Origin of the sequence: Stutzerimonas kunmingensis, from assembly GCF_900114065.1 — a bacterium.
In the GTDB taxonomy this organism is placed as follows: domain Bacteria; phylum Pseudomonadota; class Gammaproteobacteria; order Pseudomonadales; family Pseudomonadaceae; genus Stutzerimonas; species Stutzerimonas kunmingensis.
Genome location: NZ_FORS01000005.1, coordinates 170976 through 195062 on the forward strand (window position 1 = coordinate 170976; position 24087 = coordinate 195062).

The 24087-nt window shown below is 63.6% G+C and carries 24 protein-coding genes; 12 read left to right on the forward strand and 12 right to left on the reverse strand.

Going from position 1 to position 24087, the window contains the following annotated elements; translation table 11 throughout:
* Positions 1-17 precede the first annotated feature (17 nt).
* The 3 genes from BM275_RS14200 to BM275_RS14210 are packed head-to-tail and all read left to right on the forward strand — an operon-like array spanning position 18 to position 2002.
* On the forward strand, positions 18-626 hold the full coding sequence (locus BM275_RS14200; protein ID WP_044316339.1) for a LemA family protein: 609 nt from the start codon (positions 18-20) through the stop codon (positions 624-626).
* A complete protein-coding gene (locus BM275_RS14205; protein ID WP_090521902.1) occupies positions 623-1366 on the forward strand; it encodes a TPM domain-containing protein in 744 nt (247 codons plus the stop codon). The genes BM275_RS14200 and BM275_RS14205 overlap by 4 nt, the downstream gene beginning before the upstream one ends.
* A gap of 18 nt (positions 1367-1384) precedes the next feature.
* Entirely contained in the window at positions 1385-2002 is a 618-nt protein-coding gene (locus BM275_RS14210) for a TPM domain-containing protein (protein WP_090521904.1), read from the forward strand.
* Positions 2003-2039: 37 nt separating this feature from the next.
* On the opposite strand, the gene BM275_RS14215 is transcribed toward BM275_RS14210, so the two are convergent.
* Positions 2040-3317, reverse strand: a complete 1278-nt coding sequence (locus tag BM275_RS14215) for a tetratricopeptide repeat protein (RefSeq protein WP_090521906.1) — start codon at positions 3315-3317, stop codon at positions 2040-2042.
* 111 nt (positions 3318-3428) lie between these two features.
* Here BM275_RS14215 and BM275_RS14220 point away from each other — a divergent pair, with 111 nt between their 5' ends.
* Complete coding sequence (locus BM275_RS14220) at positions 3429-4505, forward strand: GlxA family transcriptional regulator (RefSeq protein WP_090521908.1); 1077 nt, start codon at positions 3429-3431, stop codon at positions 4503-4505.
* Between the two features lie 44 nt (positions 4506-4549).
* On the opposite strand, the gene BM275_RS14225 is transcribed toward BM275_RS14220, so the two are convergent.
* Entirely contained in the window at positions 4550-6523 is a 1974-nt protein-coding gene (locus BM275_RS14225; protein WP_090521910.1) for an AAA family ATPase, read from the reverse strand.
* A 480-nt stretch (positions 6524-7003) separates the two neighbouring features.
* Between BM275_RS14225 and BM275_RS14230 the strand changes: the two genes are divergently transcribed.
* The 3 genes from BM275_RS14230 (at position 7004) to BM275_RS14240 (ending at position 9128) form a co-directional block, all read left to right on the forward strand.
* A complete protein-coding gene (locus BM275_RS14230; protein ID WP_090521912.1) occupies positions 7004-7762 on the forward strand; it encodes a substrate-binding periplasmic protein in 759 nt (252 codons plus the stop codon).
* A gap of 323 nt (positions 7763-8085) precedes the next feature.
* Entirely contained in the window at positions 8086-8547 is a 462-nt protein-coding gene (locus BM275_RS14235) for a FecR family protein (RefSeq protein ID WP_090521914.1), read from the forward strand.
* Between the two features lie 14 nt (positions 8548-8561).
* Positions 8562-9128 (forward strand): OmpA family protein, encoded by a 567-nt coding sequence (locus BM275_RS14240; RefSeq protein ID WP_041015352.1) that lies wholly within the window; start codon positions 8562-8564, stop codon positions 9126-9128.
* Between the two features lie 44 nt (positions 9129-9172).
* On the opposite strand, the gene BM275_RS14245 is transcribed toward BM275_RS14240, so the two are convergent.
* The 5 genes from BM275_RS14245 to BM275_RS14265 all read right to left on the reverse strand — a co-directional run bounded on the left by BM275_RS14245 (position 9173) and on the right by BM275_RS14265 (position 13758).
* Positions 9173-9553 carry a RidA family protein gene (locus BM275_RS14245; protein ID WP_090521916.1) on the reverse strand — a complete coding sequence of 127 codons (381 nt, stop codon included), beginning with the start codon at positions 9551-9553 and terminating at the stop codon, positions 9173-9175.
* 104 nt (positions 9554-9657) lie between these two features.
* A complete protein-coding gene (gene spoT, locus BM275_RS14250; RefSeq protein WP_046618404.1) occupies positions 9658-11766 on the reverse strand; it encodes a bifunctional GTP diphosphokinase/guanosine-3',5'-bis pyrophosphate 3'-pyrophosphohydrolase in 2109 nt (702 codons plus the stop codon).
* Positions 11767-11826: 60 nt separating this feature from the next.
* Positions 11827-12090 carry a DNA-directed RNA polymerase subunit omega gene (gene rpoZ / locus BM275_RS14255; RefSeq protein WP_003283345.1) on the reverse strand — a complete coding sequence of 88 codons (264 nt, stop codon included), beginning with the start codon at positions 12088-12090 and terminating at the stop codon, positions 11827-11829.
* Between the two features lie 106 nt (positions 12091-12196).
* Positions 12197-12826, reverse strand: coding sequence for a guanylate kinase (gene gmk, locus BM275_RS14260; protein ID WP_042921757.1), 630 nt, complete (start codon positions 12824-12826; stop codon positions 12197-12199).
* A 68-nt stretch (positions 12827-12894) separates the two neighbouring features.
* Entirely contained in the window at positions 12895-13758 is an 864-nt protein-coding gene (locus BM275_RS14265; protein WP_046618401.1) for a YicC/YloC family endoribonuclease, read from the reverse strand.
* A gap of 151 nt (positions 13759-13909) precedes the next feature.
* On the opposite strand from BM275_RS14265, the gene rph reads away from it, so the two are divergent.
* Positions 13910-14632: a ribonuclease PH gene (rph, locus tag BM275_RS14270; protein WP_046618399.1), complete on the forward strand. Its 723-nt coding sequence runs from the start codon at positions 13910-13912 to the stop codon at positions 14630-14632.
* 17 nt (positions 14633-14649) lie between these two features.
* Positions 14650-15018 carry a DUF4870 domain-containing protein gene (locus BM275_RS14275; protein WP_046618397.1) on the forward strand — a complete coding sequence of 123 codons (369 nt, stop codon included), beginning with the start codon at positions 14650-14652 and terminating at the stop codon, positions 15016-15018.
* Positions 15019-15034: 16 nt separating this feature from the next.
* On the opposite strand, the gene BM275_RS14280 is transcribed toward BM275_RS14275, so the two are convergent.
* Positions 15035-15814 carry an exodeoxyribonuclease III gene (locus BM275_RS14280; RefSeq protein WP_014821803.1) on the reverse strand — a complete coding sequence of 260 codons (780 nt, stop codon included), beginning with the start codon at positions 15812-15814 and terminating at the stop codon, positions 15035-15037.
* Between the two features lie 85 nt (positions 15815-15899).
* On the opposite strand from BM275_RS14280, the gene pyrE reads away from it, so the two are divergent.
* From pyrE to BM275_RS14295, 3 genes are all read left to right on the forward strand, one after another.
* A complete protein-coding gene (gene pyrE / locus BM275_RS14285; protein ID WP_046618395.1) occupies positions 15900-16541 on the forward strand; it encodes an orotate phosphoribosyltransferase in 642 nt (213 codons plus the stop codon).
* A 20-nt stretch (positions 16542-16561) separates the two neighbouring features.
* Complete coding sequence (locus BM275_RS14290; protein ID WP_224742652.1) at positions 16562-17155, forward strand: DUF4124 domain-containing protein; 594 nt, start codon at positions 16562-16564, stop codon at positions 17153-17155.
* Positions 17156-17338: 183 nt separating this feature from the next.
* On the forward strand, positions 17339-18814 hold the full coding sequence (locus tag BM275_RS14295; RefSeq protein WP_080902081.1) for a DUF3360 family protein: 1476 nt from the start codon (positions 17339-17341) through the stop codon (positions 18812-18814).
* 60 nt (positions 18815-18874) lie between these two features.
* Here BM275_RS14295 and argB read toward each other — a convergent pair whose 3' ends face one another.
* From argB to coaBC, 4 genes are read right to left on the reverse strand one after another with little or no spacing between them, the layout of a single operon-like run.
* Entirely contained in the window at positions 18875-19777 is a 903-nt protein-coding gene (argB, locus tag BM275_RS14300; RefSeq protein ID WP_003295449.1) for an acetylglutamate kinase, read from the reverse strand.
* Between the two features lie 15 nt (positions 19778-19792).
* Positions 19793-22363, reverse strand: coding sequence for a phosphomannomutase/phosphoglucomutase (locus BM275_RS22580; protein ID WP_090521920.1), 2571 nt, complete (start codon positions 22361-22363; stop codon positions 19793-19795).
* Positions 22364-22407: 44 nt separating this feature from the next.
* Positions 22408-22863, reverse strand: a complete 456-nt coding sequence (dut, locus tag BM275_RS14310; RefSeq protein ID WP_003283360.1) for a dUTP diphosphatase — start codon at positions 22861-22863, stop codon at positions 22408-22410.
* 1 nt (position 22864) lies between these two features.
* Complete coding sequence (gene coaBC / locus BM275_RS14315; RefSeq protein WP_014821797.1) at positions 22865-24073, reverse strand: bifunctional phosphopantothenoylcysteine decarboxylase/phosphopantothenate--cysteine ligase CoaBC; 1209 nt, start codon at positions 24071-24073, stop codon at positions 22865-22867.
* Positions 24074-24087: the final 14 nt, after the last annotated feature.

Consider the following 24087-nt stretch of genomic DNA (forward strand, 5'->3'; position numbering starts at 1 on the left):
GAATGGACAGGCGCATCATGCATACGCAGCGTTTTCGCTACACCTGGCAACTGACTGCCGTGGTCTTCCTCTCCTGGCTTCTGGCCGGTTGCGGAGTCAATAACATCCCAACCTATGACGAGCAGGTAAAGGCCGCCTGGTCGCAGGTGGAGAACCAGTACCAGCGCCGTGCCGACCTGATTCCCAATCTGGTCGAGACGGTCAAGGGCTTCGCCCGTCAGGAGCAGGAAACCCTTACCGCCGTGGTCGAGGCGCGGGCCAAGGCCACGTCGATTCAGGTCGATGCCAGCACACTCGATGATCCGCAGAAGCTGCAGCAGTTCCAGCAGGCGCAGAACCAGCTGACCGGCGCCCTGAGCCGGCTGATGGCGGTATCCGAGCGCTATCCGGATCTGAAATCCAATCAGAACTTCCTTGCCCTGCAATCGCAGCTCGAAGGCACCGAGAACCGCATCGCGGTGGCACGTCGCGACTTCATCGCTGCGGTCGAGCGCTACAACACCGAGATTCGAACCTTCCCCGGTCGTATCTGGCACACCCTGATGTACAGCGACATGCCGATTCGCGAGAACTTCGAGGCTACCGCCGAGAATGCCGAGCAAGCGCCACAAGTGCAGTTTCAATGACCTCCAGGTTTCCGCTACTGCTGATCCTGCTGCTCTGGGCCGGTAGCCTCGTCGCCCAGGAAGCCGAGGTCCCGGAGCTGACCGGGCGCGTGGTCGATCGTGCCGAGCTGCTCGACACCCAGGCCGAGGCGCGGCTGACCAGCATGCTGGCCGGCCATGAGCAGGCGACCGGTGAGCAGGTTGTCGTTGTCACGGTGCCGGACCTGGGCGGGCGCAGCATCGAGGAATTCGGTCTGGAGCTTGGCCGTACCTGGGGCATCGGCCAGAAGGGCGAGGACAACGGTGCGCTGCTGATCGTCGCTCGCGATGATCGCAAGATTCGCATCGAGGTCGGCTACGGTCTGGAAGGCCGGCTCACCGACGCGCAGTCCTCGGTCATCATCAACCGGATCATCGCGCCGGCATTCCAGCGCGGCGACTTCATGGCCGGCATCACCGAAGGTGCGGAGGCGATCGTCACCGTGCTCGGCGGCGACCCGCTGCCGGCCGAGCTGCGCCCGGTGATGCCGATGGTGCAGGAGCAACCCGGCGGCCTCGGGATTCTCGGTTTCTTCCTCATGCTGGTAGCAATCTTCGTTATCGGCGGCGGGCGCGGTGGCCGCGGTGGCGGTCGTCGTGCCTTGCTGCTGGGCGCCTTGCTTGGCGGTATGGGGCGGGGCGGTGGTGGTGGTTTCGGCGGCGGTGGCTTCGGTGGGGGCGGCGGCGGTTTCGGCGGCGGTGGCGCTTCCGGCGGCTGGTAAATCAATGATGGATGAACGATGACCTTACTGAGCGAAAGCGAACTGCAACAGGTAGCCGAGGCGATCGAGCGCGTCGAGCGCAGCACCGATGCCGAGCTGGTCACGGTGCTGGCCGCGCAGGCCGACGACTACCACTACATCCCGCTGCTATGGGCCGGCCTGATCGCGCTGCTGCTACCCGGAGCGCTGCTGTTCTTCAGTGGCTGGCTTAACGCATGGCAGCTGCTGCTGGTGCAGTGGGCGACCTTTATCGTGCTCGCGGTGCTGTTCCGCATGCCGGCGCTGACCAGCCATCTGATCCCCCGTTCGGTGCGCAACTGGCGCGCCTGCAACCTGGCGCGGCGTCAGTTCATCGAACTCAATCTGCATCACACCGAAGGCGACACCGGCGTGTTGATCTTCGTCTCCGAAGCAGAGCGCTACGTGGAGATTCTGGTCGACCGCGGCATCTCCAGCCGTATCGACAATGCCGCATGGGAGTCTGTCGTCGCCTGCTTCACCGATCGGGTAAAGCAGGGCCAGGTGCTCGAAGGCTTTCTTGGCTGCATCGAGGCCAGTGGAGCGCTGTTGGCGCAGCATGTGCCGAAGACCCACGAACGCAACGAACTGCCGAACCGGCTGGTGGTGTTGCCTTAACTTTCCAGCAGCGATGGCGCCCGTGGGCGCCATCCTTTCACTGCATGCGCCGTTGTTCGGCAAGTAGCTGTCGCTCGCGCTGCAGGGCGCGTGCAAGGCGCTGCTGACCGTCGCGGTCGGCCGCGGCGATCAGTGTCTGGTCGACCAGGTCGCGTTGTGCATGACTGCCGCCAAAACGCTGCGCCTGATTGCGGATCGAGCGCAGCCGCTCCACACACCGCGTGTTGTCGCCTTCGACGAAGGCGACTACTGCCTCGACGCCTGGGGCGCCGATCTGGGCGGTGAAGCGCGCATTGTCATCGTCCCGCGTGCAGGCCCGTTGCTGGGCTGCGCGCAGCAGACCCAGCAGGTCGCCGCGTCCGGCGCAGGCGAAGGCCATCGCAGCGTGAAAGTCGTTGAACGCATAGTTGCCGTCCTCCGCCATCGCGGCCCAGCGCTCGGCCACGCCAGTCCAGCGGTCGCCGACATCCACGCCACGCAGTTGCAGCCGCCAGAGCAGTGCGCTGGCGTCGATCAGCTCCAGCGCCAGGGGGCTCTGATGGCCATTCACCGGGCCGTCGAACAGGTCCAGGGCCGCGCCGCAATCGTCCAGCTCGATGTGGTGCAACGCCAGGTGCCACCAGTTGTGCACCGCCAGCATGCTGTCCTGCTGCCAGGCCGGATTGCCTCGCATCCAGGCGATGCCTTCCTCGCGCCGTCCCTGCATTTCCAGGACGTGGGCGACCGCGTGCTGTGCCCAGGCGTCGGCGGGTTGCAGGGCGATTGCTTCACGGCCATAGCGCTCGGCGAGCCGATAGTCGCCGCATTCTTCCAGCCCGAACGCGTACAGGCCGAGCAACGCATGATAGCCAGGCAGCTGCAGTGACCAGTCCGGCAGCACACGGGCAATGCGGTCGCGCAGCATTCGCGCATCGCCGGTGAAAAAGTCGATCTGCTGTCCGGCCTGCAGCGCCAGCATGTCGTGGGGATAGTCGATGCTGAGGTCCTCCAGCACGCGTCCGGCGGCGTGCCAGCGGCCATCCAGCAGTTGCCGCAGCGCCTGCAGGTGGCGGGCCTCGCGGTCATTGTGCGGCAGCTCGAGGGCGCGCTCGTACGAGGTGTGGGCTACGGGCAGGGCGGCCGCCTCGGTGCCGAGCAGGTAGAGCCAGGCGTGCAGGACATGGCCCATGACCAGTTCCGGCGAGGCCTGCAGTGTGGCTTCGGTGGTTGCCAGCGATTCGGCGTGCAGGCAGCGAAACTGCGCGAGCGCCTGATCGAGCAGGGCCTGCGCCTCGCTATTGCAGCCGGTCAGTTGGTACCCGTGTGCGTCTTTCATTGTTCTATGCTCCATGAGTCCGGTTCGTTGGCATCGGCCAACGTGCCCATACTCGGGGTTTGGCTTACGTTGGCCCCCAGCCATCCTGGAAACAAACCGGCTATTTCCGCCATGGCCCGCTCAGAGATCGCCGAACGTCCGCCGCTGACCGTCGCCCTGCTGGCGACGCCGGACAGTACGGCCTCGACGCTATTCGGCCTCTACGATCTGCTGCTGGGTGCCCGTCGCGACTGGCAGCAACTGCTGCACCGCGCCGACGTGGCGTCGCCTTTCCTGCCGCTGATCGTCAGCCGCGACGGACGCTCGCTGCGGGTCTACAACGATATCCCGGTCCACCCTCACGCCAGTCTGGACGATGCGCCGCCGACCGATGTGGTGATTGTCAGCAACCTGGCGGTCAGCCCCTGGGAGCCGCTGGATGATCGCTACGCGCCCGAGGCGCAATGGCTGTGCGAGCGCTACGCGGCCGGCGCGACGCTGGCCGCTGCCTGCTCCGGGGCGATGCTGCTGGCGCGCACCGGGCTCTTGGCCGGCTGCGAAGGGACTTCGCACTGGGGCTACTGCGATTGCCTGCGACGCGAATACCCGGACGTGCACTGGCACCCGGACAAGGCATTGGTCAGCACCGGCGTCGGCCAGCGCCTGGTGATGTCCGGCAGTGGCAGCAGCTGGCATGCGCTGGGGCTGTTTCTCATCGCCCGTTTCGTCGGTGCGCGGGAGGCGATGGAGGTGGCGCGGATGAACCTGTTCGATTGGGATGCGACCAGCCCGCTGGCCTACGCCGCGATGATGCGCACCGGGCAGCTGGCCGATCCGGTGATCGCGCGTTGTCAGGAATGGGCGGCGCAGCACTACGAGGAGGAGGCGCCGGTGAGCGCCATGGTGCGCATCAGCGGCCTGCCGGAACGGACTTTCCAGCGCCGCTTCGCCCTGGCCACCGGACTGACGCCGCTGGATTACATCCATACCCTGCGGCTGGAGGAGGCCAAGCAACTGCTGGAAAGCGGAGAGCTGTCGGTTGAAGCGATCGCCTGGGAGGTCGGCTATCAGGACGCCGGCTTCTTCGGTCGACTGTTTCGGCGCAAGGTCGGCCTCACGCCAGCGCAATACCGGCGACGTTTCGGCGTGTTGTCGCGGCGCCTGGACGGCATCGCCACGCTGCAGCAGGCGGCGCCGGCCGTGCACTGATCCCAGCGGATGTGCCGTCCGCCGGGATCGTTACGCCCTCCGGCTCAGAGCCGGGTCGGGCCGTCGTCTTCTGGCTCGCTCGATACCACCGGCGACAGTTCGAAGCTGTCGGTGCTGTCCATGGCGCTGGCCGCGACGCGGTCGATGCTGTTCATCGCATGGCCGATGATCGAGCTGACACTGGCTTCGTGATGGTGCACGGGCAACCGTTCGATAGCCGCCAGCACCTCTTCCCCAGGCACGGTTTCCACCGCGAGCAGGCGCTCGGTGATGTGGTCGAGCGCTGGTTTCAACTGCTGCAGCAGGGCCAGGCACTCCTGATTGAGCTGCTGCAGCAGCTCATCGGCTGCTTCCAGCGCTTCGCGCGGATCGCTGTCCAGATGCGCGTCGCGCACGGCCTGCAGGCTCAACAGCGAGCCGCGCGGCCCCATGCCGAGGGCGCCGACCATGGAAAGGGCGATCTTCGAGGCTTCCTGCAGATCCTGCCCGGCGCCGGACGACACCTCGTGGAAATACAGCTGCTCGGCGCCGCGCCCGGCCAGCAGCATCTGGATGCGATTGCGCAGCTCGGAATACATGTGCAGGCGCTTGTCTTCCACCGGCGTTACCAGCGTCACCCCCAGCGCCTGACCCCGCGGCAGGATGGTGACCTTTTCCACCCGGCCGACCTTCAGTGCCGCCGCTACCAGCGCGTGGCCAGCCTCGTGCACGGCAATGCGCTTGCGATCGGTGGCGGACATCGGCGTCACGCCGGAGGGCTGCTCGCCGATGCGGCAGGTTTCCACCGCGTCGACGAAATGCGCCATATCGACCTGTCTGGCGCCCGCGCGGGCCGCCAGCAATGCTGCGTGGTTGACGATATAGGCGATCGCGGCCGGCGTCAGGCCGACGGTATTGCGCGCCAGCTGCGGGAAGTCCAGATCGGTCGCCGCGCTGATCTTTCCGGCGTAGAGGCGGAACAGCGCTTCGCGGTCATCGAGGCCGGGCAGGCCGACGGCGATCGAGCGGTCGAAGCGGCCTTCGCGCACCAGCGCCGGGTCGAGCGAGTTGGGGAAGTTGGTGGCGCCCAATACCAGCACGCCGGCGGCGCCATCGAAGCCGTCCATCTCGGCGAGGAACTGGTTGATGATGCGGTTGCTCTCGGCATCGCTGGAACGTGTCTGCTCGGCGCGCTTGCCGATGCCGTCGATTTCGTCGATAAAAATGATGCACGGCGCCTGCTTGCGGGCGGTGCGGAACAGCGCCTTGACCTTCTGGATGCCGACACCGAAATACATCGAGGAGAAGTCGCTGCCGGTGACCTGGATGAAGCTGGCATTCGACCCACTCGCCAGCGCCTTGGCCAGCTGGGTCTTGCCGGTGCCGGGCTCGCCGGTCAGCAGCACGCCCTTGGGCGGGCGGGCGCCGAGACGGGCATAGGCGGCCGGATCGCGCAGGTAGGCGGTGACGTCGCTGAGCGCCTGCTTGGCCTCGGCGGCGCCGATGACATCAGCGAAGGTCACACCGCTGCCCTTTCGCTGGACTTCAAAGCTACGGGTCTTCATGGCGAAGAACACCGCCGCGCCAATCAGCAGCAGGGCGATCGGTGAGTAGGGCAGAAGGATCTTGTAAAACGGCTGTTCCGCGTCGGTCTGGAACATCGCCAACGGGAACAGCTCGCCGCTGCTCTGCGCGTATTGCTCGAGTAGCAGTCTCGCGACGCGTCCGGACTGGTCCGGCACCCAGTAGCGCAGGCCCTCGTGCAGGCTGACGTAGACCGCATCCTTACCCAATGCGGCGCTGGCAATGCTGGCGCCACGCAGATCGTTCATCAGCACCGAGAGATCGCGGCGATTGGCCTGCCAGGGCTCGGTGGAGTCCTGCAAGGCTTCGAGCATGCTCGAAGCCGCACCAGTGGCTGGCGTCGACGGGGCGCTGGGGCGCAACTGCCAATAGGCGACGCTGGCGGCGATCAGCAGGAGCAGGAAAATAAGAAGTACAGGGCCGCGGCGACCTTGTAGCAGACGGGCTGTTTTCATTTCACATCCAATCGGGAAACCCGACGTTTCGACAAACCACCGCCAGGAGGCGGACCACAGTTGTTCGCGGGAAACCCCGCGGCGCCATTTGCATGGCGCGCCACAGTTCGGATGTGTTGGATGCGATTTATATGCCCGACTGTGTCTCGGCTCGGCAGACTCCGATAGCCGGCGAGAATACGGCAAGTGCCACCATGGGGGCGGCTACGCGACGAACGGAGAGCAGGTTTTCGACGAATGACCGGCTGCGCGGGGAACGAAAGTGTGCGTCGGATGACGTGCCGCGACGCCCGGCGGGCCTGGCGGAGCACGGCATCTCACGTAAGTGATCCGGCACAGAGATTGTCCCGCAAGGCCCTGTTAGGGTTCATCGCCGCGCGGTCGCTTGTCCCGAACCGGGCGCAATAAGAACCTGCCGACAGCCGCCCGGAACCGATGCCGGTGCGGAAAAACAACGTCCGATCGACCCGAGACTTCCACATGCCGACCAACAAGAAGTATCTTCGCTGCGCTTTTCTGGGCGCGCTGATTACCCTCCTGCCAATCGCCTCGGCCAGCGCCGACGGGGAAACCATCAACCTGCTCACGCAGAATTTCCCGCCGTTCAGCATGGCCGACGATGGCAAGAATTTCGCCAAGGAGGATGCGATCAGCGGCATTGATGCCGAGGTGGTGGCCGCTCTGTTCAAGCGCGCGGGCGTGCCCTATGCGATGACGCTGCGTTTCCCGTGGAGCCGCCTGCAGCAGCTGGCCGAGAAGACCCCGGGCTTCGCCGTGTTCTCCCTCAGCCGTACCCCCGAGCGCGAGCCCAAGTACAAGTGGGTCGGTCCGCTCAGCGAGATCCAGATCGTGCTGCTCAAGACTCCGGAGAGCCAGATTCAGGTCTCCAGCCTGGATGCCGCCAAGCAGTATCGAATCGGCTCGAAGGATGGCAGCGTGGGCAGTCAGTATCTGATCAACCGTGGCATCGAGGTGCAGAGTTCGCTGATCGACACCCCGGCCAAGCTGAAGGCCGGCCAGTTCGATCTGTGGGCGACCACCAACCCTTCCGGCGAATACGAGGCGAAGCAGGCCGGCGTCGGCCCGCTGGCCGTGGCGCTGACCCTGAGCCGTGTCGACCTCTATCTGGCGCTGAACAAGGAAACGCCGGATGCAGTCGTCGAGAAACTGCAGCGCACCCTCGACCAGATGAAACAGGAAGGGCTGCTGCAACAGGCGACGCAGCGTTACGTGAACTGAAGGCGTTTCACGCCACCGGGGGACGGATGATCGACCCCTGAGGCGGTTCTTGATGGGTCGCTATCTGCATTGGAGCGCCTCCCATCGAGGCATGAGCGAGTCATGCCTGTATGACATTCGACTCAGCTTGCCGCAGCGAGGACCGGCGCGCTCAGGCAACACCTTATGGTCGAGGCCGCGAGCAGATGCGACCCCCGTGCATGCCTGTTCGACCAACAAATCACCGGAAAACGAAACGGTACGGGATTTTTTGCCGGTTTGGACTGCCTTAGTCCAGTGGAGCGGTATCGCTCCAACCGCACTCCTGGCGATTCGAGAATTCGATGACTTGCTTCAAGAACTACATGCTGCGTGCCTTCTGCATGGCCGCCGCGGTCTGGATTGCGCCTACCAACGCTGAGAACCTACCCGAGCCGGTAGGCCATGTGGCGCGGGTGGAAGGCGCTGCGTACATCAGCAGTCGCGGCTATACCAACGCCGCCAAGGTCGGCCAGGCAATCGTGCCGGGTGTGGCTTTGAGCACCGGCGCCGAAGGTGCGCTGGGGGTGATCCTCGGCGACGGCAGTGTTTTGGCGTTCGGCCCGCACAGCGAGCTGACCCTCGACGACTATCGCTTCGCCCCGGCATTGGATGAGCTGCGCCTGCGCGCGACGCTCAATCGCGGCACGCTCAACCTGATTGCGGGCGACATGGCCCGCCTCGACCCACAGGCTATCGCTGTCGACACGCCGGACGGCCGCATCGGTGTGCGCGGTGGCCAGGTGTTGATGAAGGTGAGCCCGTGAAGCCGATTACGCTGATGCAAACGATGGTGCTGCTGGCGATGACGGCAGTGGCGGGCTGCGCGCAGCATTCCTACGTGATGCTGGCGGACGACAGTGGTGGGCGCGGTGGTGTGATGCTTGGAGAGGAAGGGGAGCGTCGGTTGGACGCGTCTGGCCAGGGCATGGCAATTGCCGGTACCGGTCAGGCCTATGTCGTACCGGACATGCGCCGCAAGGCGGACTTCGACAAGGCGCTGGCTGCCCAGCCGGCATTGCCCGAGCGTTTTAGCCTTCATATCGCGCCATCCGGCGCGCTGGACAGCACGGCTGAACAACTGCTGGACAGCGTTCTGCTGGCAGCCCAGCGTCGGGACTATCCGGTGGTAACAGTCATCGGCCATACCGATACGCTGGGTCATCGTGCGGCCAACGAGCAGGTCGGTTTGCGTCGCGCCCAGGCGGTCGCCGAGCTGTTGCGTACCAAGGGGCTGGAAGCGATGGAGTTGCGGGTGGAATCCCACGGCGAGCGCAATCTGCTGATAGCGACGCCGGATGCCACGGCCGAGCCGCGCAATCGGCGGGTCGAAATTCTGGTGCGTTGAGGTCGATGACGCGGCGACTGGCGCCGCGCCGACAGACGATCCGGTCAGTCGATGACCAGAACGGCGTCCATTTCAACCTGCGCACCCTTGGGCAGGGCGGAGACACCGATGGCGGCACGCGCCGGGTACGGCTGCTGGCAGTAGCGGCTCATCACCTCGTTGACGGTGGCGAAGTTGCCGAGGTCGGTGAGGAAGATGTTGAGCTTGACGATGTCCTTCAGCGAGCCGCCAGCCGCTTCTGCCACCGCCTTGAGGTTCTCGAAAACCTGCACCGCCTGCGCTTCGAAACCTTCCACCAGCTCCATGTTCTTGGGATCCAGCGGGATCTGCCCGGACAGGTAGACGGTGTTGCCGGCCTTGATGGCCTGGGAGTAGGTGCCAATGGCGGCCGGCGCCTTGTCGGTGTTGATCACGGTCTTGCTCATGGAGACTCCTCTGAGGGTTGGGCAACGGGCAGCCAGCATAATGGCTGATGGCGAGAGCGGCCAGCCGTGGCGTTTTGCAGACAGATCGAAGTTGACGGAGGAGGTCAGGCCTTGACGCGGGTGATGCGGGTGACGCCCTTGATGGCGCGCAGCTTCTTGATGACTCGGGCCAGGTGCACGCGGTCATGCACGCTGACCACCAGCTGGACGACGCTGATGCGGCCGTCGCGCTCGTCCATGCCGATCTTCTCGATGTTGCCGTCGGCGGCATTGACGCTGCCGGCGAGCAGGGCGATCAGGCCGCGCTGGTGCTCCAGCTCGACCCGGAGCTCGACATTGAACTCGCCGGTGACATCCTTCGACCAGGATAGCTGGATGCACTTGTCCGGGTTGTGGCGTACGTCGGCGATGTTCCGGCAGGTTTCCAGGTGCACGACCATGCCCTTGCCGGCCGATAGATGCCCGACGATGGGGTCGCCGGGAATCGGCGTACAGCACTTGGCGTAGTTCAGCACCAGCCCTTCGGTGCCGCGAATCGCCAACGGACCTTCGAGTGCCGGTACTTCCTCATTGTCGTGCGATATCAGACGGCGCGCGATCACATAGGCCATGCGGTTGCCCAGGCCGATATCCTCCAGCAGATCCTCGACGTACTCCATGTGGTATTCGGTCAGTACCTGCTGGATGCGCTCGGCGCTGATCTTGTCCAGGCTGGTCTCGAAGCCGCTGAGCGCCTTGCTCAGCAAGCGCTCGCCGAGGTTGATCGACTCCGAACGACGCTGCAGTTTGAGCGCATGGCGGATATGCGTGCGTGCCTTGCCGGTGACGACAAAATTCAGCCAGGCCGGATTCGGCCGCGCACCTGGTGCGGTGACGATCTCCACCGTCGAGCCACTCTCCAGTGGTTGCGACAGCGGCGCCAGGCGACGGTTGACGCGGCAGGCGATGCAGGTGTTGCCGACGTCGGTGTGCACCGCGTAGGCGAAGTCGACGGCGGTGGAACCCTTGGGCATCTCCATGATGCGGCCCTTGGGGGTGAAGACGTAGACCTCGTCGGGGAACAGGTCGATCTTCACGCTCTCGATGAATTCCAGCGAGTTGCCGGCGCGCTGCTGCAGTTCCAGTACACCCTTGACCCACTGGCGGGCGCGGGCGTGGGTGCCCTTGGGCACTTCGTCCTCGGGGGACTTGTACAGCCAGTGCGCGGCGATGCCGTTGTTGGCCATCTCTTCCATCTCGCGGGTGCGAATCTGGATCTCGATGGGCACGCCGTGCATGCCGAACAGGGTGGTGTGCAGGGACTGGTAGCCGTTGGCCTTGGGAATCGCGATGTAGTCCTTGAAACGGCCCGGCAGCGGCTTGTACAGGCTGTGCACCGCACCGAGCACGCGGTAGCAGGTGTCGACCTTGTCCACCACGATGCGGAACGCGTAGACGTCCATGATCTCGTGGAACGCCTTGCGCTTGCCGCGCATCTTCTTGTAGATGCTGTATAGGTGCTTCTCGCGGCCCAGTACGTCGCCTTCCAGGCCTTCGCGCTCTAGGCAATGGATCAGCGATTGTTCGATCTTCTCGACGATCTCGTTGCGGTTGCCGCGGGCGCGGCGAACGGCTGCGCGGATGCGTTCGGAGCGCATCGGGTGCATGGCCTTGAAACCGAGATCCTCGAACTCCACGCGCATGGTGTGCATGCCCAGCCGGTTGGCGATGGGCGCGTAGATCTCGAGGGTTTCCTTGGCGATGCGGCGGCGCTTTTCCCCGGCCAGCACTTCCAGGGTACGCATGTTGTGCAGGCGGTCGGCGAGTTTGACCAGGATCACGCGGATATCGCGAGCCATGGCCATGGCCATCTTCTGGAAATTCTCGGCCTGTGCCTCGGCCTTGGTCTCGAAGTTCATCTGGGTCAGCTTGCTGACCCCGTCGACCAGTTCGGCAACGGTTTCGCCGAACTGCGCGACCAGCGCTTCCTTGGGAATGCCGGTGTCTTCAATGACGTCATGCAGCATCGCGGCCATCAGGCTCTGATGGTCCATGTGCATGTCGGCGAGGATGTTGGCTACCGCGAGAGGATGGGTGACGTAGGCTTCACCGCTGCGCCGGCGTTGACCGTCGTGGGCCTGCTCGGCGTAAAAATAGGCACGACGGACCAGATTGACCTGATCCGGGCCGAGGTAGGTCGATAGGCGATCCGCAAGCGCGTCTATGGCTGGCAAGACAGTGCTCCTTGCCAGCGGGCTTCGATGTTATCGGTTCGACTTCGACCTGGCATTTATTCAGATGGCCTCGTTCGGCTCTTCCTCGTACTGGGTGAAGAGAGGCTCGTCGTCAACGATCTCGTCTTGTGCAATGACATCGTAGTCGACCAGGCCGGAAGCGATCTCGCGCAGGGCGACGACGGTCGGCTTGTCATTTTCCCATGCGACCTTGGGCTCCTTGCCACCGGTGGCCAGCTGGCGCGAGCGCTTGGTAGCGAGCATGACCAGCTCGAAGCGGTTATCGACGTTGTCCAGGCAATCTTCAACGGTAACGCGGGCCATGGTGTTCCTCATCAATAGCGGTAGAGCGTGCCCGAATGGGCGAGCGGACGGAGTAGTCTAAAAAATCACCAGCCTTAATGGAAGCGCTGTTTCTGCGGGCTGTGCGTCAACCGACCTGCGCGAGCAATTCGCCAAGAAGGCGGGCGTGGCGCTGTTGCTGGGTCTTCTGTATCAGTTGGTTGGAGCGGAAGATCGACTGCAGGTCAATCAGGGCGTGGGCGAAGTCGTCGTTGATCACCAGGTAATCGTATTCGACGTAGTGGCTCATTTCGCTGACCGCTTCGCGCATGCGCTTGTCGATGATCTCGTCACTGTCCTGGCCGCGGTTGTTGAGGCGTTGGCGCAGTGCTTCCTGTGTCGGCGGCAGGATGAAGATCGATTTGGCCTGGGGCATCAGGCGGCGCACCTGCTGCGCGCCTTGCCAGTCGATCTCCAGGATCAGGTCGAAGCCTTCGGCCAGGGTGTCTTCCAACCAGCGCTGGGAGGTGCCGTACAGGTTGCCGAACACTTCGGCATGCTCGAGAAACTCGTTGCGCTCCAGTCGCGCGAGAAAATCCTCGCGGCTGACGAAGTGATAGTTAACGCCGTCGACCTCGCCCGGCCGCATGGTACGGGTGGTATGGGAAACCGACACCCGCACCTGCGGTTGTGCATCGACCAGCGCCTTGACCAGGCTGGTCTTGCCGGCCCCGGAAGGCGCGGAAACGATATAAAGCGTACCGGTGGTGGCGGACATGACGGGTTCCTGAAAAGCGCTGTTAATGCTGTGGGACAAAATAGACCAGCCGTTGTGGTGGCTGATGGTTATTCGAGGTTTTGCACCTGCTCGCGCATCTGCTCGATCAATACCTTGAGATTGACCGCGGCCTGAGTGCTGCGCGGGTCGAACGCTTTCGAGCCGAGGGTGTTGGCTTCGCGATTGAGTTCCTGCATGAGGAAGTCGAGCCGGCGTCCGGCCGCGCCGCCGGTCTTGAGTACGCGTCGCACTTCGGTCACGTGGGTGTTCAGGCGGTCCAGTTCTTCGGCAACGTCACTCTTCTGTGCCAGCAGGACCATTTCCTGTTCGAGGCGCTGTGGGTCGAGTTCTGCCTGCATTTCGCTGAAGCGGTCGAGCACCTTCTGGCGCTGGGCTGCGAGCATCTGCGGCACCTGTTCGCGCAGCGTGGCAACTTCTTCGAGGATGCTGTCCAGACGCTCGTTGAGTAGCTTGGCCAGTTCGTCGCCCTCACGCCCGCGGCCTTCCTTGAGCTGCTCGAGCGCACTGTGGAAGAGCTGCAGGGCACTCTGGTTGAGTGCTTGTGGGTCGACTGCGTCGCCGACCAGTACGCCCGGCCAGCCAAGTACCTGCAGCGGGTCAATCGGTGCGGGTTGGCTGATCAGTGCGGCAACGCTTTCGGCGGCGGCGATCAACTGGCTGGCGCGCTCGCGGTCGACCTGCAGGGCGGTGCGGTTGTTTTCCTCGGCGAAGCGCAAAGTGCACTCCACCTTGCCGCGCGAGATGCCTTTGCGCAGGGCATCGCGAACCGCGCCTTCGAGGTCGCGGAAGGCGTCCGGCAGGCGCAGGTGCGGCTCGAGATAGCGATGATTGACCGAGCGGATTTCCCAACTGAGGGTGCCATGGGTGCCGGCCTGCTCGCTGCGGGCAAAGGCCGTCATGCTGTGGACCATCGGGGATACCTCTCGATTGCGGGCTGCGAAAGGCGAAGGATTGTAAAGGAAAACAGGGTGTCGCGGCAGCGATGGCCGGACGGTCGCGACCCTTTTCCACGCCAATGGGCTCTATAATGCCGGTCAATTTCCTATCTAGCAGGACCTATACATGAAGCGACCCAGTGGCCGTGCCGCCGATCAGCTGCGCTCGATCCGCATCACCCGCAACTACACCAAGCATGCCGAGGGCTCGGTGCTGGTGGAGTTCGGCGACACCAAGGTGATCTGCACGGTCAGCATCGAGTCCGGCGTCCCGCGTTTCCTGAAAGGGCAGGGGCAGGGTTGGCTGACCGCCGAGTACGGCATGCTGCCGCGCGCTACGGGTGAGCGCAACCAGCGTGAAGCCTCGCGCGGCAAGCAGGGTGGACGCACTCTGGAAATCCAGCGCCTGATCGGTCGTTCGTTGCGTGCGGCGCTCGACATGAGCAAGCTCGGTGAGAACACGCTGTTCATCGACTGCGATGTGATCCAGGCCGACGGCGGTACGCGCACGGCGTCGATCACCGGTGCCATGGTGGCGGTGATCGATGCGCTCAAGGTGCTAAAGAAACGTGGCGGTCTGAAGGCGGGCGATCCGGTCAAGCAGATGATTGCAGCGGTATCGGTCGGTATCTACCAGGGCGAACCGGTGCTGGATCTGGATTACCTGGAGGACTCGGCGGCCGAAACCGATCTGAATGTGGTGATGACCGACGCGGGCGGCTTTATCGAGGTGCAGGGCACGGCCGAGGGGGCACCGTTCCATCCTGAGGAACTCAATGCGATGCTGGCTCTGGCCCATGATGGCGTGCGCCAGCTGTTCGAGCTACAGCGCGCGGCGCTGGCGGACTGAGCAAGAGGTAGCGCGAAATGACCGATCAGGATCTTGTGCCGTTACCCAGTCGCGAAGCGCGCCAGTGGGCGATGTTCTGCCACTACTCGGCGTTCTTCTGGTTTCTGGCGCCGATGATCGGCAACGTGATCGGCCCGCTCATCGTCTGGCAGCTGAAGAAGGACATGGATCCCTTCGTCGATCAGCAGGGTAGGGAGGCGCTGAATTTTCAGCTGACCTTCAGCATCGCAATGATGATCTGCGGCGTGCTGGCCTGGATCCTCATCGGCTTTCCGCTAATGGTGTTGGTGAGCGTGGTGGCGCTGGTGCTGGTGGTGATCGCCGGCATTCGCGCCAACGAGGGCAAGCCCTACCGCTATCCGTTCTGTTGGCGGCTGGTCAAGTAGGGCAAACCGCTGAGCCTCAGAGGCTCAGCGTCCAGTCGTAGTCAACGATCAGCGGCGCGTGCTGGGAGAAGCGTGGCTGCCGTGGCAGGCGAGCAGTGCGCACGAAGCGGCGTAGACCGGATGTCAGGATCTGGTAGTCGAAACGCCAGCCGAGGTTGAGCATTTCGGCCTGCTCGGTGTCCGGCCACCAGCTGAACAGATCGCCTTCGCGATTGACTTCGCGCAGGGCGTCGATATAGCCCATATTGCCGAAAATCTCGTCCAGCCAGGCGCGCTCGGGCGCCAGAAACCCTGGGTCCTGCTGACAATCGCGCCAGTTCTTCACGTCCAACTTCTGGTGGGCGACATACAGTGAGCCACAATAAATGTACTCGCGGCGCTTGCGGCGCTGCTTGTCCAGGTAGTGGGCGAAGTCGTCCATGAACTTGAGTTTGTGGTTCAGGTTGGCATCGCCGCCGTGGCCGGACGGCACCAACAGGCTGGCGATGCTGACCTTGTCGAAATCCGCCTGCAGGTAACGCCCGTAGCGATCCGCCGTCTCGAAGCCCAGTCCGGTGATGACGGCCTTCGGCTGCAGCCTGGAATAGAGCGCCACGCCTCCCTGCTCCGGAATCTCGGCATCGCAGGCATAGAGAAAGTAACCGTCCAGCTGGTAGGCCGGATCGTCGAGTTCCAAGGCAGAGGCGCGGGTATCTTGCAGGCAGATGACATCGGCATTCTGCGCTTGCAGCCAGCTGAGCAATCCCCGCTGTGCCGCCGCTTGAATGCCATTCACGTTGACGCTGATGATCCGCATAAATGGCCCCTAAAAACACGTGCGTGTATGATAACCCAAGCTCTTCGCAATTAGCTAAAACAGTGGTTTTCCGGGAAATTTCTTCATGCAGGCGTACCAGCGCGAGTTCATTCGCTTCGCCATCGAACGCGGTGTTCTGCGTTTCGGTGAGTTCACTCTCAAGTCGGGACGCACCAGCCCCTATTTTTTCAATGCCGGGTTGTTCAACAGCGGCAGCGCGTTGGCACAGCTCGGGCGGTTCTACGCCTCGGCGGTGATCGAGAGCGGCCTGGATTTCGACGTCATCTTCGGCCCGGCCTACAAGGGCATCCCGCTAGGCGCAGCCACCGCCATCGCGCTGGCCGAGCAGCATCAGCGCGACCTGCCTTGGTGCTTCAACCGCAAGGAAGCCAAGGATCATGGTGAGGGTGGCACGCTGGTCGGTGCACCGCTGGTGGGGCGTGTGCTGATCGTCGATGACGTGATCACCGCCGGCACCGCGATCCGCGAAGTGATGCAGATCATCCAGGCGCAGAAAGCCGAGGCCGCCGGCGTACTCATCGCCTTGAATCGACAGGAAAGAGGGCAGGGCGAGCTGTCGGCGATTCAAGAAGTTGAACGTGATTATCGAATGCCGGTAATCAGTATTGTGTCCCTTGAGCAAGTGCTGGAATATCTCGCCGACGACGCTCAGCTGAAACAGCACCTGCCCGCGGTACAGGCTTATCGCGAGCAGTACGGAATCTGACCCAGGGTAGGTAATGCGCCATGCGTAAATCGGTAGCCGCTCGTACGTTGCTCCTGCTGGGAGTCATATGTCCGGTATTGGCCTCGGCTGCCGAGCTGTATCGCTATGTGGACGACCGCGGCGTGGTCGTACTCGATCGCCATGGCGTGCCGCCGCAACACATTTCGCGTGGATATCAGGTGCTCAACGAGCAAGGGCGAGTGGTCCGCGAGGTGCCGCCGGCACCGACCGCGGAGGAATTTGCCCGGTTGCAGGCACAGAAGGCCCGTGCTGCATCGGATGCGCAGCTGCTGCGTCTGTATGCCAGTGTCGAGGATGTGGAGCGGGCCGAAACGCGCAAGCTTTCCGAGCTCGATAGCGTGATGGGCTTGGCCCGCGGCAACCTGCAGTCGATACGCAACCAGCATGCGAGCTTGCGCAAGCAGGCGGCGAACCATGAGCGCGCCGGTCGCAAGGTTCCGGGCAACCTGTTGGCGCAGATCGAGAACCTTGAAAAGGAAGAGCAGAGTCTGCAGCGCGACCTCAAGCGTTTCGAAAAGGCGCGCGCTGATGCGGAAGTCAGCTTTGCCAGTGATCGCCAGCGGATTGCCGAATTGCTAGGGCAAAAGCAGTAAAACGCTGATACCCGTTCCCTTGTTTCAAAATACTTGGCGTGGCTATTTGCTATGCCAATAGCTCGATGAGTAGCTTGCTTGCTATCACAAAAGACCGCTCTAGCTCAATAGTTTCAAGGTCGTGATGAGTTGCTTGGGGTCAGTCTGTACCGTGGCGCAAATTTTTCGGTATGGCTGACTAGCATGAATGGTAGGGACCTACGCAGTTATCGGGAGCTTCACAAGCCGAAGGGAAATTTCGCGACTCGCTCTGAATACCTCGAGCATGAACTGGAGATCATGGCGCCGAAGCGCTGGGGAATAAACCTGCCGTTTCGTGACTACCGTTTCGAGTACGAAGATTGGGTGCCGGCCATGGCGGCGACCATCGGCAAGATCGTCATGGTGGCGGCTGTTGTTGCGGCTTTCGCCGGCCCGATGGGGCTTTCCAACGAGTTCGTGATCGAGAACGCGCGCTACGAGATGCTGATCGCAGCACTGCTGTTTGTCGTGGTGTTCTCCGGTTTCCTCAATCCCACGGCCAACCTGGCCGGGACCCATGGCCCGCTGATTCCGTTGATTCCCTTGATCGTCGCATCGGGCGGGCATCCTATGGCGCTGGGGATCATGGTGGGTGTGCTCGGTTTCACCCTCGGTGTCTTCAAGGGCGGCAGTCTGTTGGCGCGTCTGACTAGTGATGGCGTTTGTGGCGGATTGCTGCTGTATCTGGGTTTCATCGGCATTACCTCGCAGATCAAGAAGCTGTTCGGTTGGGCCGACAGCTTCGACATGGGCTACATCGCGTTTATCGTGGTGTTCGCCACCATCGTGATGTACGCCTATCTAGAACATATCCGCATGCGCTGGCTGGCGATTCCGCTGGGTTCGGCGCTGGCGGCCGTGATCGCATTTGCATTAGGCGCTCCGTTCGAGTTCACCACCGAGCCGGGTGTGCCCAACCTGAATCCGATGTACTGGTGGGGCGAGACTACCGGCTGGCAGATCGGTCTGCCCGAGCTGCATCACTTCATTGCTGTCGCGCCATTTGCCGTGCTGGCGGTAGCCATGTGGTCGCCGGACTTCCTTGGACATCGTGTGTTCCAGCAGCTGAACTATCCGCCGAAGGCGAAGAAGGTGCTGATGAACATCGATGACACCATGTGCGTTGCGGCGGCACGACAGATCGTCGGCACGTCGCTGGGTGGCGGTAACCTGGCCTCATCCTGGGGCACCTTCATGGTGCCGGCCGCCATCGCCAAGCGCCCGATTCCCGCCGGTGCATTGCTCACCGGCCTGCTCTGTGTGGTTGCGGCGCTTTGGGGCTACCCGATGGATCTGGCGATCTGGCCGCCGGTACTGAGCGTGGCGCTGATGGTCGGCGTGTTCCTGCCGCTGCTGGAAGCCGGTATGCAGATGACCCGTGAAGGCAAGACCTCGCAGTCGGCGGCCATCGTGATCTTTTCCTCGGCGCTGGTTAATCCGGTGTTCGGCTGGTCGCTGACCGTGCTGCTCGACAATCTCGGGCTGATCGGTGACAAGGAGCGTGGTCAGTCCCTGAGCCACCTGCATCGTTGGGTCATCCCGACGATCGTCTTCATCGTGCTCTGCGCCGTGATGCTGGGTATCGGCATGTTCCCGGGCATCCCGGCGATGCTCGAGTCGTTCCGTATCGATCTCTGATCGGCCGGCGGCACGGCATGAAAAAAGGGAGCCTAGGCTCCGTTTTCTTTTGCGTCTGCTTCAACCCTGGCTGTTGGTGATCAGTGTGCCGACGCCGACATCGGTGAAGATCTCCAGCAACACCGCGTTGGGCACGCGACCGTCGATGATGTGGGCGCTGTTGACGCCACCTTGCACCGCTTCCAGCGCGCAACGGATCTTCGGCAGCATGCCGCCGTAGATGGTGCCGTCGGCGATCAGTGCGTCGACCTGGGCCGTGGACAGGCCGGTCAGCACGCTGCCCTGCTTGTCCATCAGGCCGGCAATGTTGGTCAGCAGCATCAGCTTCTCGGCTTTCAGCGCTTCTGCGACTTTACCGGCGACCAGGTCGGCATTGATGTTGTAGGACTCACCGTTCTCGCCCACGCCAATCGGCGCGATTACCGGGATGAAGTTGCCCTGCACCAGCATTTCCAGCAGCTCGGCATTGACGCCGGTGACTTCGCCGACATGGCCAATGTCGATGATTTCCGGCTTGGTCATCTCCGGTGTCTGGCGGGTCGCCTTGAGCTTCTTGGCGCGGATCAGGCCGGCGTCCTTGCCGGTCAGGCCAATGGCGCTGCCGCCATGCTGGTTGATCAGGCTGACGATGCTTTTGTTTACCTGCCCGCCGAGAACCATCTCCACCACGTCCATGGTCTGGCTGTCGGTGACCCGCATGCCGTCGATGAAGTGGCTTTCGATGTTCAGCCGCTTGAGCAGGTCGCCGATCTGCGGACCGCCACCGTGCACCACCACCGGATTGATGCCGACCGCCTTCATCAGCACGATGTCGCGCGCGAAGCCGGTTTTCAGCTCCTCGCTTTCCATCGCGTTGCCGCCGTACTTGATGACCAGCGTCTTGCCGACGAACCGGCGGATGTAGGGCAGCGCCTCGGAAAGTACCTTGGCGAATTGGGTGGCAGCTTCACGGCTGAGGGTCATGCAGGGCTCCGCAAATCAGAACGGCAGTTTGAGATCGGGTGCAACGTTGAGCAGCTGTGCGCGGAAAACGTCCTGAATGCGGCTGAGTTCTTCCTCGCTGTCGGCCTCGAAGCGCAGCACCAGAACCGGTGTGGTGTTCGAGGCGCGGATCAGGCCCCAGCCCTTGGGATAGTCGACCCGTACACCGTCGAGGGTGATCAGGTTGGCTTCGCCCCACTGAGCGTCACGTTGCAGGGCGTCCATGATGGTGAATTTGCTTTCCTCTGTCACCGTGATGTTGATCTCCGGTGTCGAGATATCGCAGGGGAATGCGGCGAACACCTGCTCAGCGTCACGCTTGTCCTGGCTGAGGATTTCCAGCAGGCGCGCGGCGCTGTAGATGCCGTCGTCGAAGCCGAACCAGCGTTCCTTGAAGAAGATGTGCCCGCTCATTTCGCCAGCGAGCAGCGCGCCGGACTCCTTCATCTTCTTCTTGATCAGCGAATGGCCGGTCTTCCACATCACCGGCCGGCCGCCGTAACCGCTGATCAGCGGAGTGAGGCGACGGGTGCATTTGACGTCGAAGATGATGTCGGCGCCGGGATTGCGCGATACCACATCCTTGGCGAAGAGCATCAGCAGGCGGTCCGGATAGATCATGGTGCCGGCGTTGGTCACCACGCCGACGCGGTCGCCATCGCCGTCGAAAGCCAGACCGAGATCGGCCTTCTCGGATTTTACCTTGGCGATCAGGTCGACCAGATTTTCCGGTTTGCCCGGATCCGGATGGTGATTCGGGAAGTTGCCGTCGACCTCGCAGTACAGCGGGATCACGGTGCAACCCAGTGCTTCGATCATGCGTGGGGCGATGACGCCGGCGACGCCGTTACCGCAGTCGACCACCACCTTCATCGGCTTGGCCATGGCGATGTCATTGCGAATCTGCTCGAAGTAGCGTTCCAGTACATCGACCTGCTCGACCTTGCCCACGCCGCTGGACAGGTCGTTGGTCTCGATGCGCTTGCGTAGGGTCTGGATCTGTTCGTTGGCCAGGGTGTCGCCGGCGATGACGATCTTGAAGCCGTTGTAGTCCGGCGGATTGTGGCTGCCGGTGAGCATCACGCCGGACTTGCCGGCGAGAATGTTGGCGGCGTAATAGAGCACCGGCGTCGGCACCATGCCGATATCGCTGACGTCGCAGCCGCTGTCGAGCAGACCTTGAATGAGGTGCTGGACCAGTTCGGGACCGGACAGGCGCCCGTCGCGGCCAACCGAAACGTTGGGTTCACCCTTGGCGAGGCTCTCGGACCCGATGGCGCGGCCGACCCAGTAGGCGGTCTCGGTAGTCAGGCTGTCGCCGACAACGCCACGGATGTCGTAGGCGCGGAAGATACTGGCGGGCAAATTCGGGGCTTTGGCACTGCTCATTGCGGGTTCTCGCTCCTTGGTGTCGAGGCCGAAGATGTCCTGGTCCTCGTCGAGAATATCGATGTCGAGAATATCGGTGTCCGGCAAGCGCGGATCGACGTACTCGGTAGGTTTGGCGGGCCGAACGGCTGGAGCCGCGGCGGGTGCCTGAGTCGGAGCCGGTCCAGCTTGGCGGACAGGCAGTCGGACCATGTTCCTGGCCAGTGCGTCGAGGACCGGCAGGCTCAAGGCCGGTATTTGGATGGTCTTGCCGGTGGAGAGTTCCTGTAGCAGGCGGCTCATCTGCAACACGTCTTCGCGCAGCCTGCGCTGCTGGCCGCCGAGCACCAGCTGCAGACCGATCAGCACGCCGGCAATCGCCACCAGGGCGGCCGCGAGCAGGAGGAGCGGCATGAGGGTCAGCTGATCGATGGCGCCGGGCAGGTAGGCCAGCTTCCAGTTGGCGTTGCCGCTGGCGAGGGTCAGTGCCGAAGCATTGTCGGCCGCGGTGCCGCGCTGCAGCAGCACCTGTTCGGGTGCGCCGGAGAATTGCTGGGTCAGTCGCAGCTGGCCGGCTTCGTCGGGCAGCGTCGGGAGTGTCGCGAACAGGTGCTGGAGATCGCTGACCAGCAGCAGCGTGCCGCGAATCGCCTGCTCACCCTCGGCGCGCAGCGGAATCGCACTGTAGAGCAGCCAGCGGTTGTCGACCTTGTAGGCTTCCAGAGCGGCCGACTGGCCTGCTTCGACCCGCTGTAGCAGATCGAGCGCAGCGAAGTTCAGCGGGCCCGGGCGGCTGGTGTCCGGCACCACCCGGCCGCGTGGATTGAGGTGCGCGTCGACCACGCCGGGCAACTCCAGCAGGCGCTGTTCGGCTTCGCGTCTGAGCTCGGTGTCAGCACGGACGACGTCCACCAGGCGTTGCTGCTCCACCGCTGTCTGGGTATCGGTACGCAGCCGCCGCAGCGCCTGCTGCAATGCGCTTGCCTGACTCTGGCTCCAGGCCTCGGCGAGTTGTGTCTGTTGCTGCTGCTGAGCGCCCTGCTGACCGAGCCAGATCAGCGCGGCGGCGGCGCCGAGCCCGATCAGGCTGGCTGCGAGGCCACCGAGCAATGGCTTGAGGGTGAAACCGCCGCGCTTGCTGCGGGTGTCGGCCGGGTTCAGAACGCCTGAATCCTTGGCGGTGCGCTTGAAGAGTGCCATGAAGCTCCTCGAATCATCCTGAAAGGTAAGCGGTGCGCGGTGACTCAGTGGCTGCCGGAGTGCCCGAAGCCGCCAGCGCCGCGGTCGCTGCTGTCGAAACTGTCGACCAGTTCGAAGCGGGCCTGTACCACCGGTACCAGCATCAGCTGCGCAATACGCTCGCCGACGGCGATGGTGAAGGCGCTCTGGCCGCGGTTCCAGCACGACACCATCAGCTCGCCCTGGTAGTCCGAGTCGATCAGCCCGACCAGGTTGCCGAGCACGATGCCGTGCTTATGGCCCAGGCCCGAGCGCGGCAGGATCAGCGCCGCGAGCCCCGGATCGCCGATGTGGATGGCAATGCCGGTGGGAATCAGCAGCGTCTGGCCCGGCTCGAGCACCGTGTCGCTCTGCAGCATGGCGCGCAGGTCGAGGCCGGCAGAGCCCGGTGTCGCATATTCGGGAAGGGGGAAGTCCTGGCCGAGGCGAGGGTCGAGAATCTTGGCTTGGAGTGCGTGCATGTCAGGACTCTTTGTAGCGGTCGGCAATGAAGGCCACCAGCGCGCGGGCGATATGTCCCTTGCTGGCCTGGCCGAAACGGGTTTCGTGTTGCTGGCGGTCGATCACGCTGACGGCGTTGTCTTCGCTGTTGAAGCCGATGCTGGGGTTGGCCACGTCATTGGCGACGATCAGATCGAGATTCTTGTCGCGCAGCTTGCGCGTGGCGTACTCCAGCAGATTCTCGGTTTCTGCGGCGAAACCGACGCAGAACGGACGGTCCGTGCGGCTGGCCAGCGTGGCGAGAATGTCCGGGTTGCGCACCATCTGCAGCAGCAGGCCGTCGCCGGTCGTGGGGTCTTTCTTCAGTTTGTGTGGTGCCACCACTTCCGGGCGGTAGTCGGCTACCGCCGCTGCAGCGACGAGAATGTCGCAGGGCATCGCCGCTTCGCACGCGGCGAGCATGTCGCGGGCGCTGACCACGTCGATGCGCTGCACGCGATCGGGCGTCGGCAGGAACACCGGGCCGGTCACCAGCGTCACTCGCGCACCGGCCTCGGCGGCCGCCTCGGCCAGAGCGAAGCCCATCTTGCCGGAGCTGTGGTTGGTGATGTAGCGAACCGGGTCGATGTTTTCCTGGGTTGGACCTGCAGTGATCAGCAGGTGCTTGCCCGTCAGCAGGCCGGTCGCGAAGCAGTCCGCGGCGGCCTGGGCGAGTTCGTCGGCCTCGAGCATGCGGCCCATGCCGACATCGCCGCAGGCCTGGCTGCCGGAGCCGGGGCCGAACAGACGAATGCCACGTTTCAACAGCAATTCGCGATTGGCCTGAGTGGCCGGATCGGCCCACATGGCCTGGTTCATGGCCGGCGCCAGGGCGACCGGGGCGTTGGTCGCCAGCACCACGGTGGTCAGTAGATCATTGGCGACGCCTTGGGCCAGGCGTGCCATGAGGTCGGCGGTGGCCGGCGCGATCAACACCAGATCGGCCCAGCGCGCCAGTTCGATGTGACCCATCGCCGCTTCGGCGGCGGGGTCGAGCAGATCCAGATGAACCGGGTGGCCGGAGAGCGCCTGCAGGGTGAGAGGCGTGATGAACTCACGTCCGCCCTGGGTCATAACAACCCGGACTTCGGCGCCGTGGTCGCGCAGGCGACGGACCAGTTCGGCGCTCTTGTAAGCGGCGATACCGCCGCCGACGCCCAGGACGATGCGTTTACGATACAGCCGCTGCATAGGCCTGCCTTGTA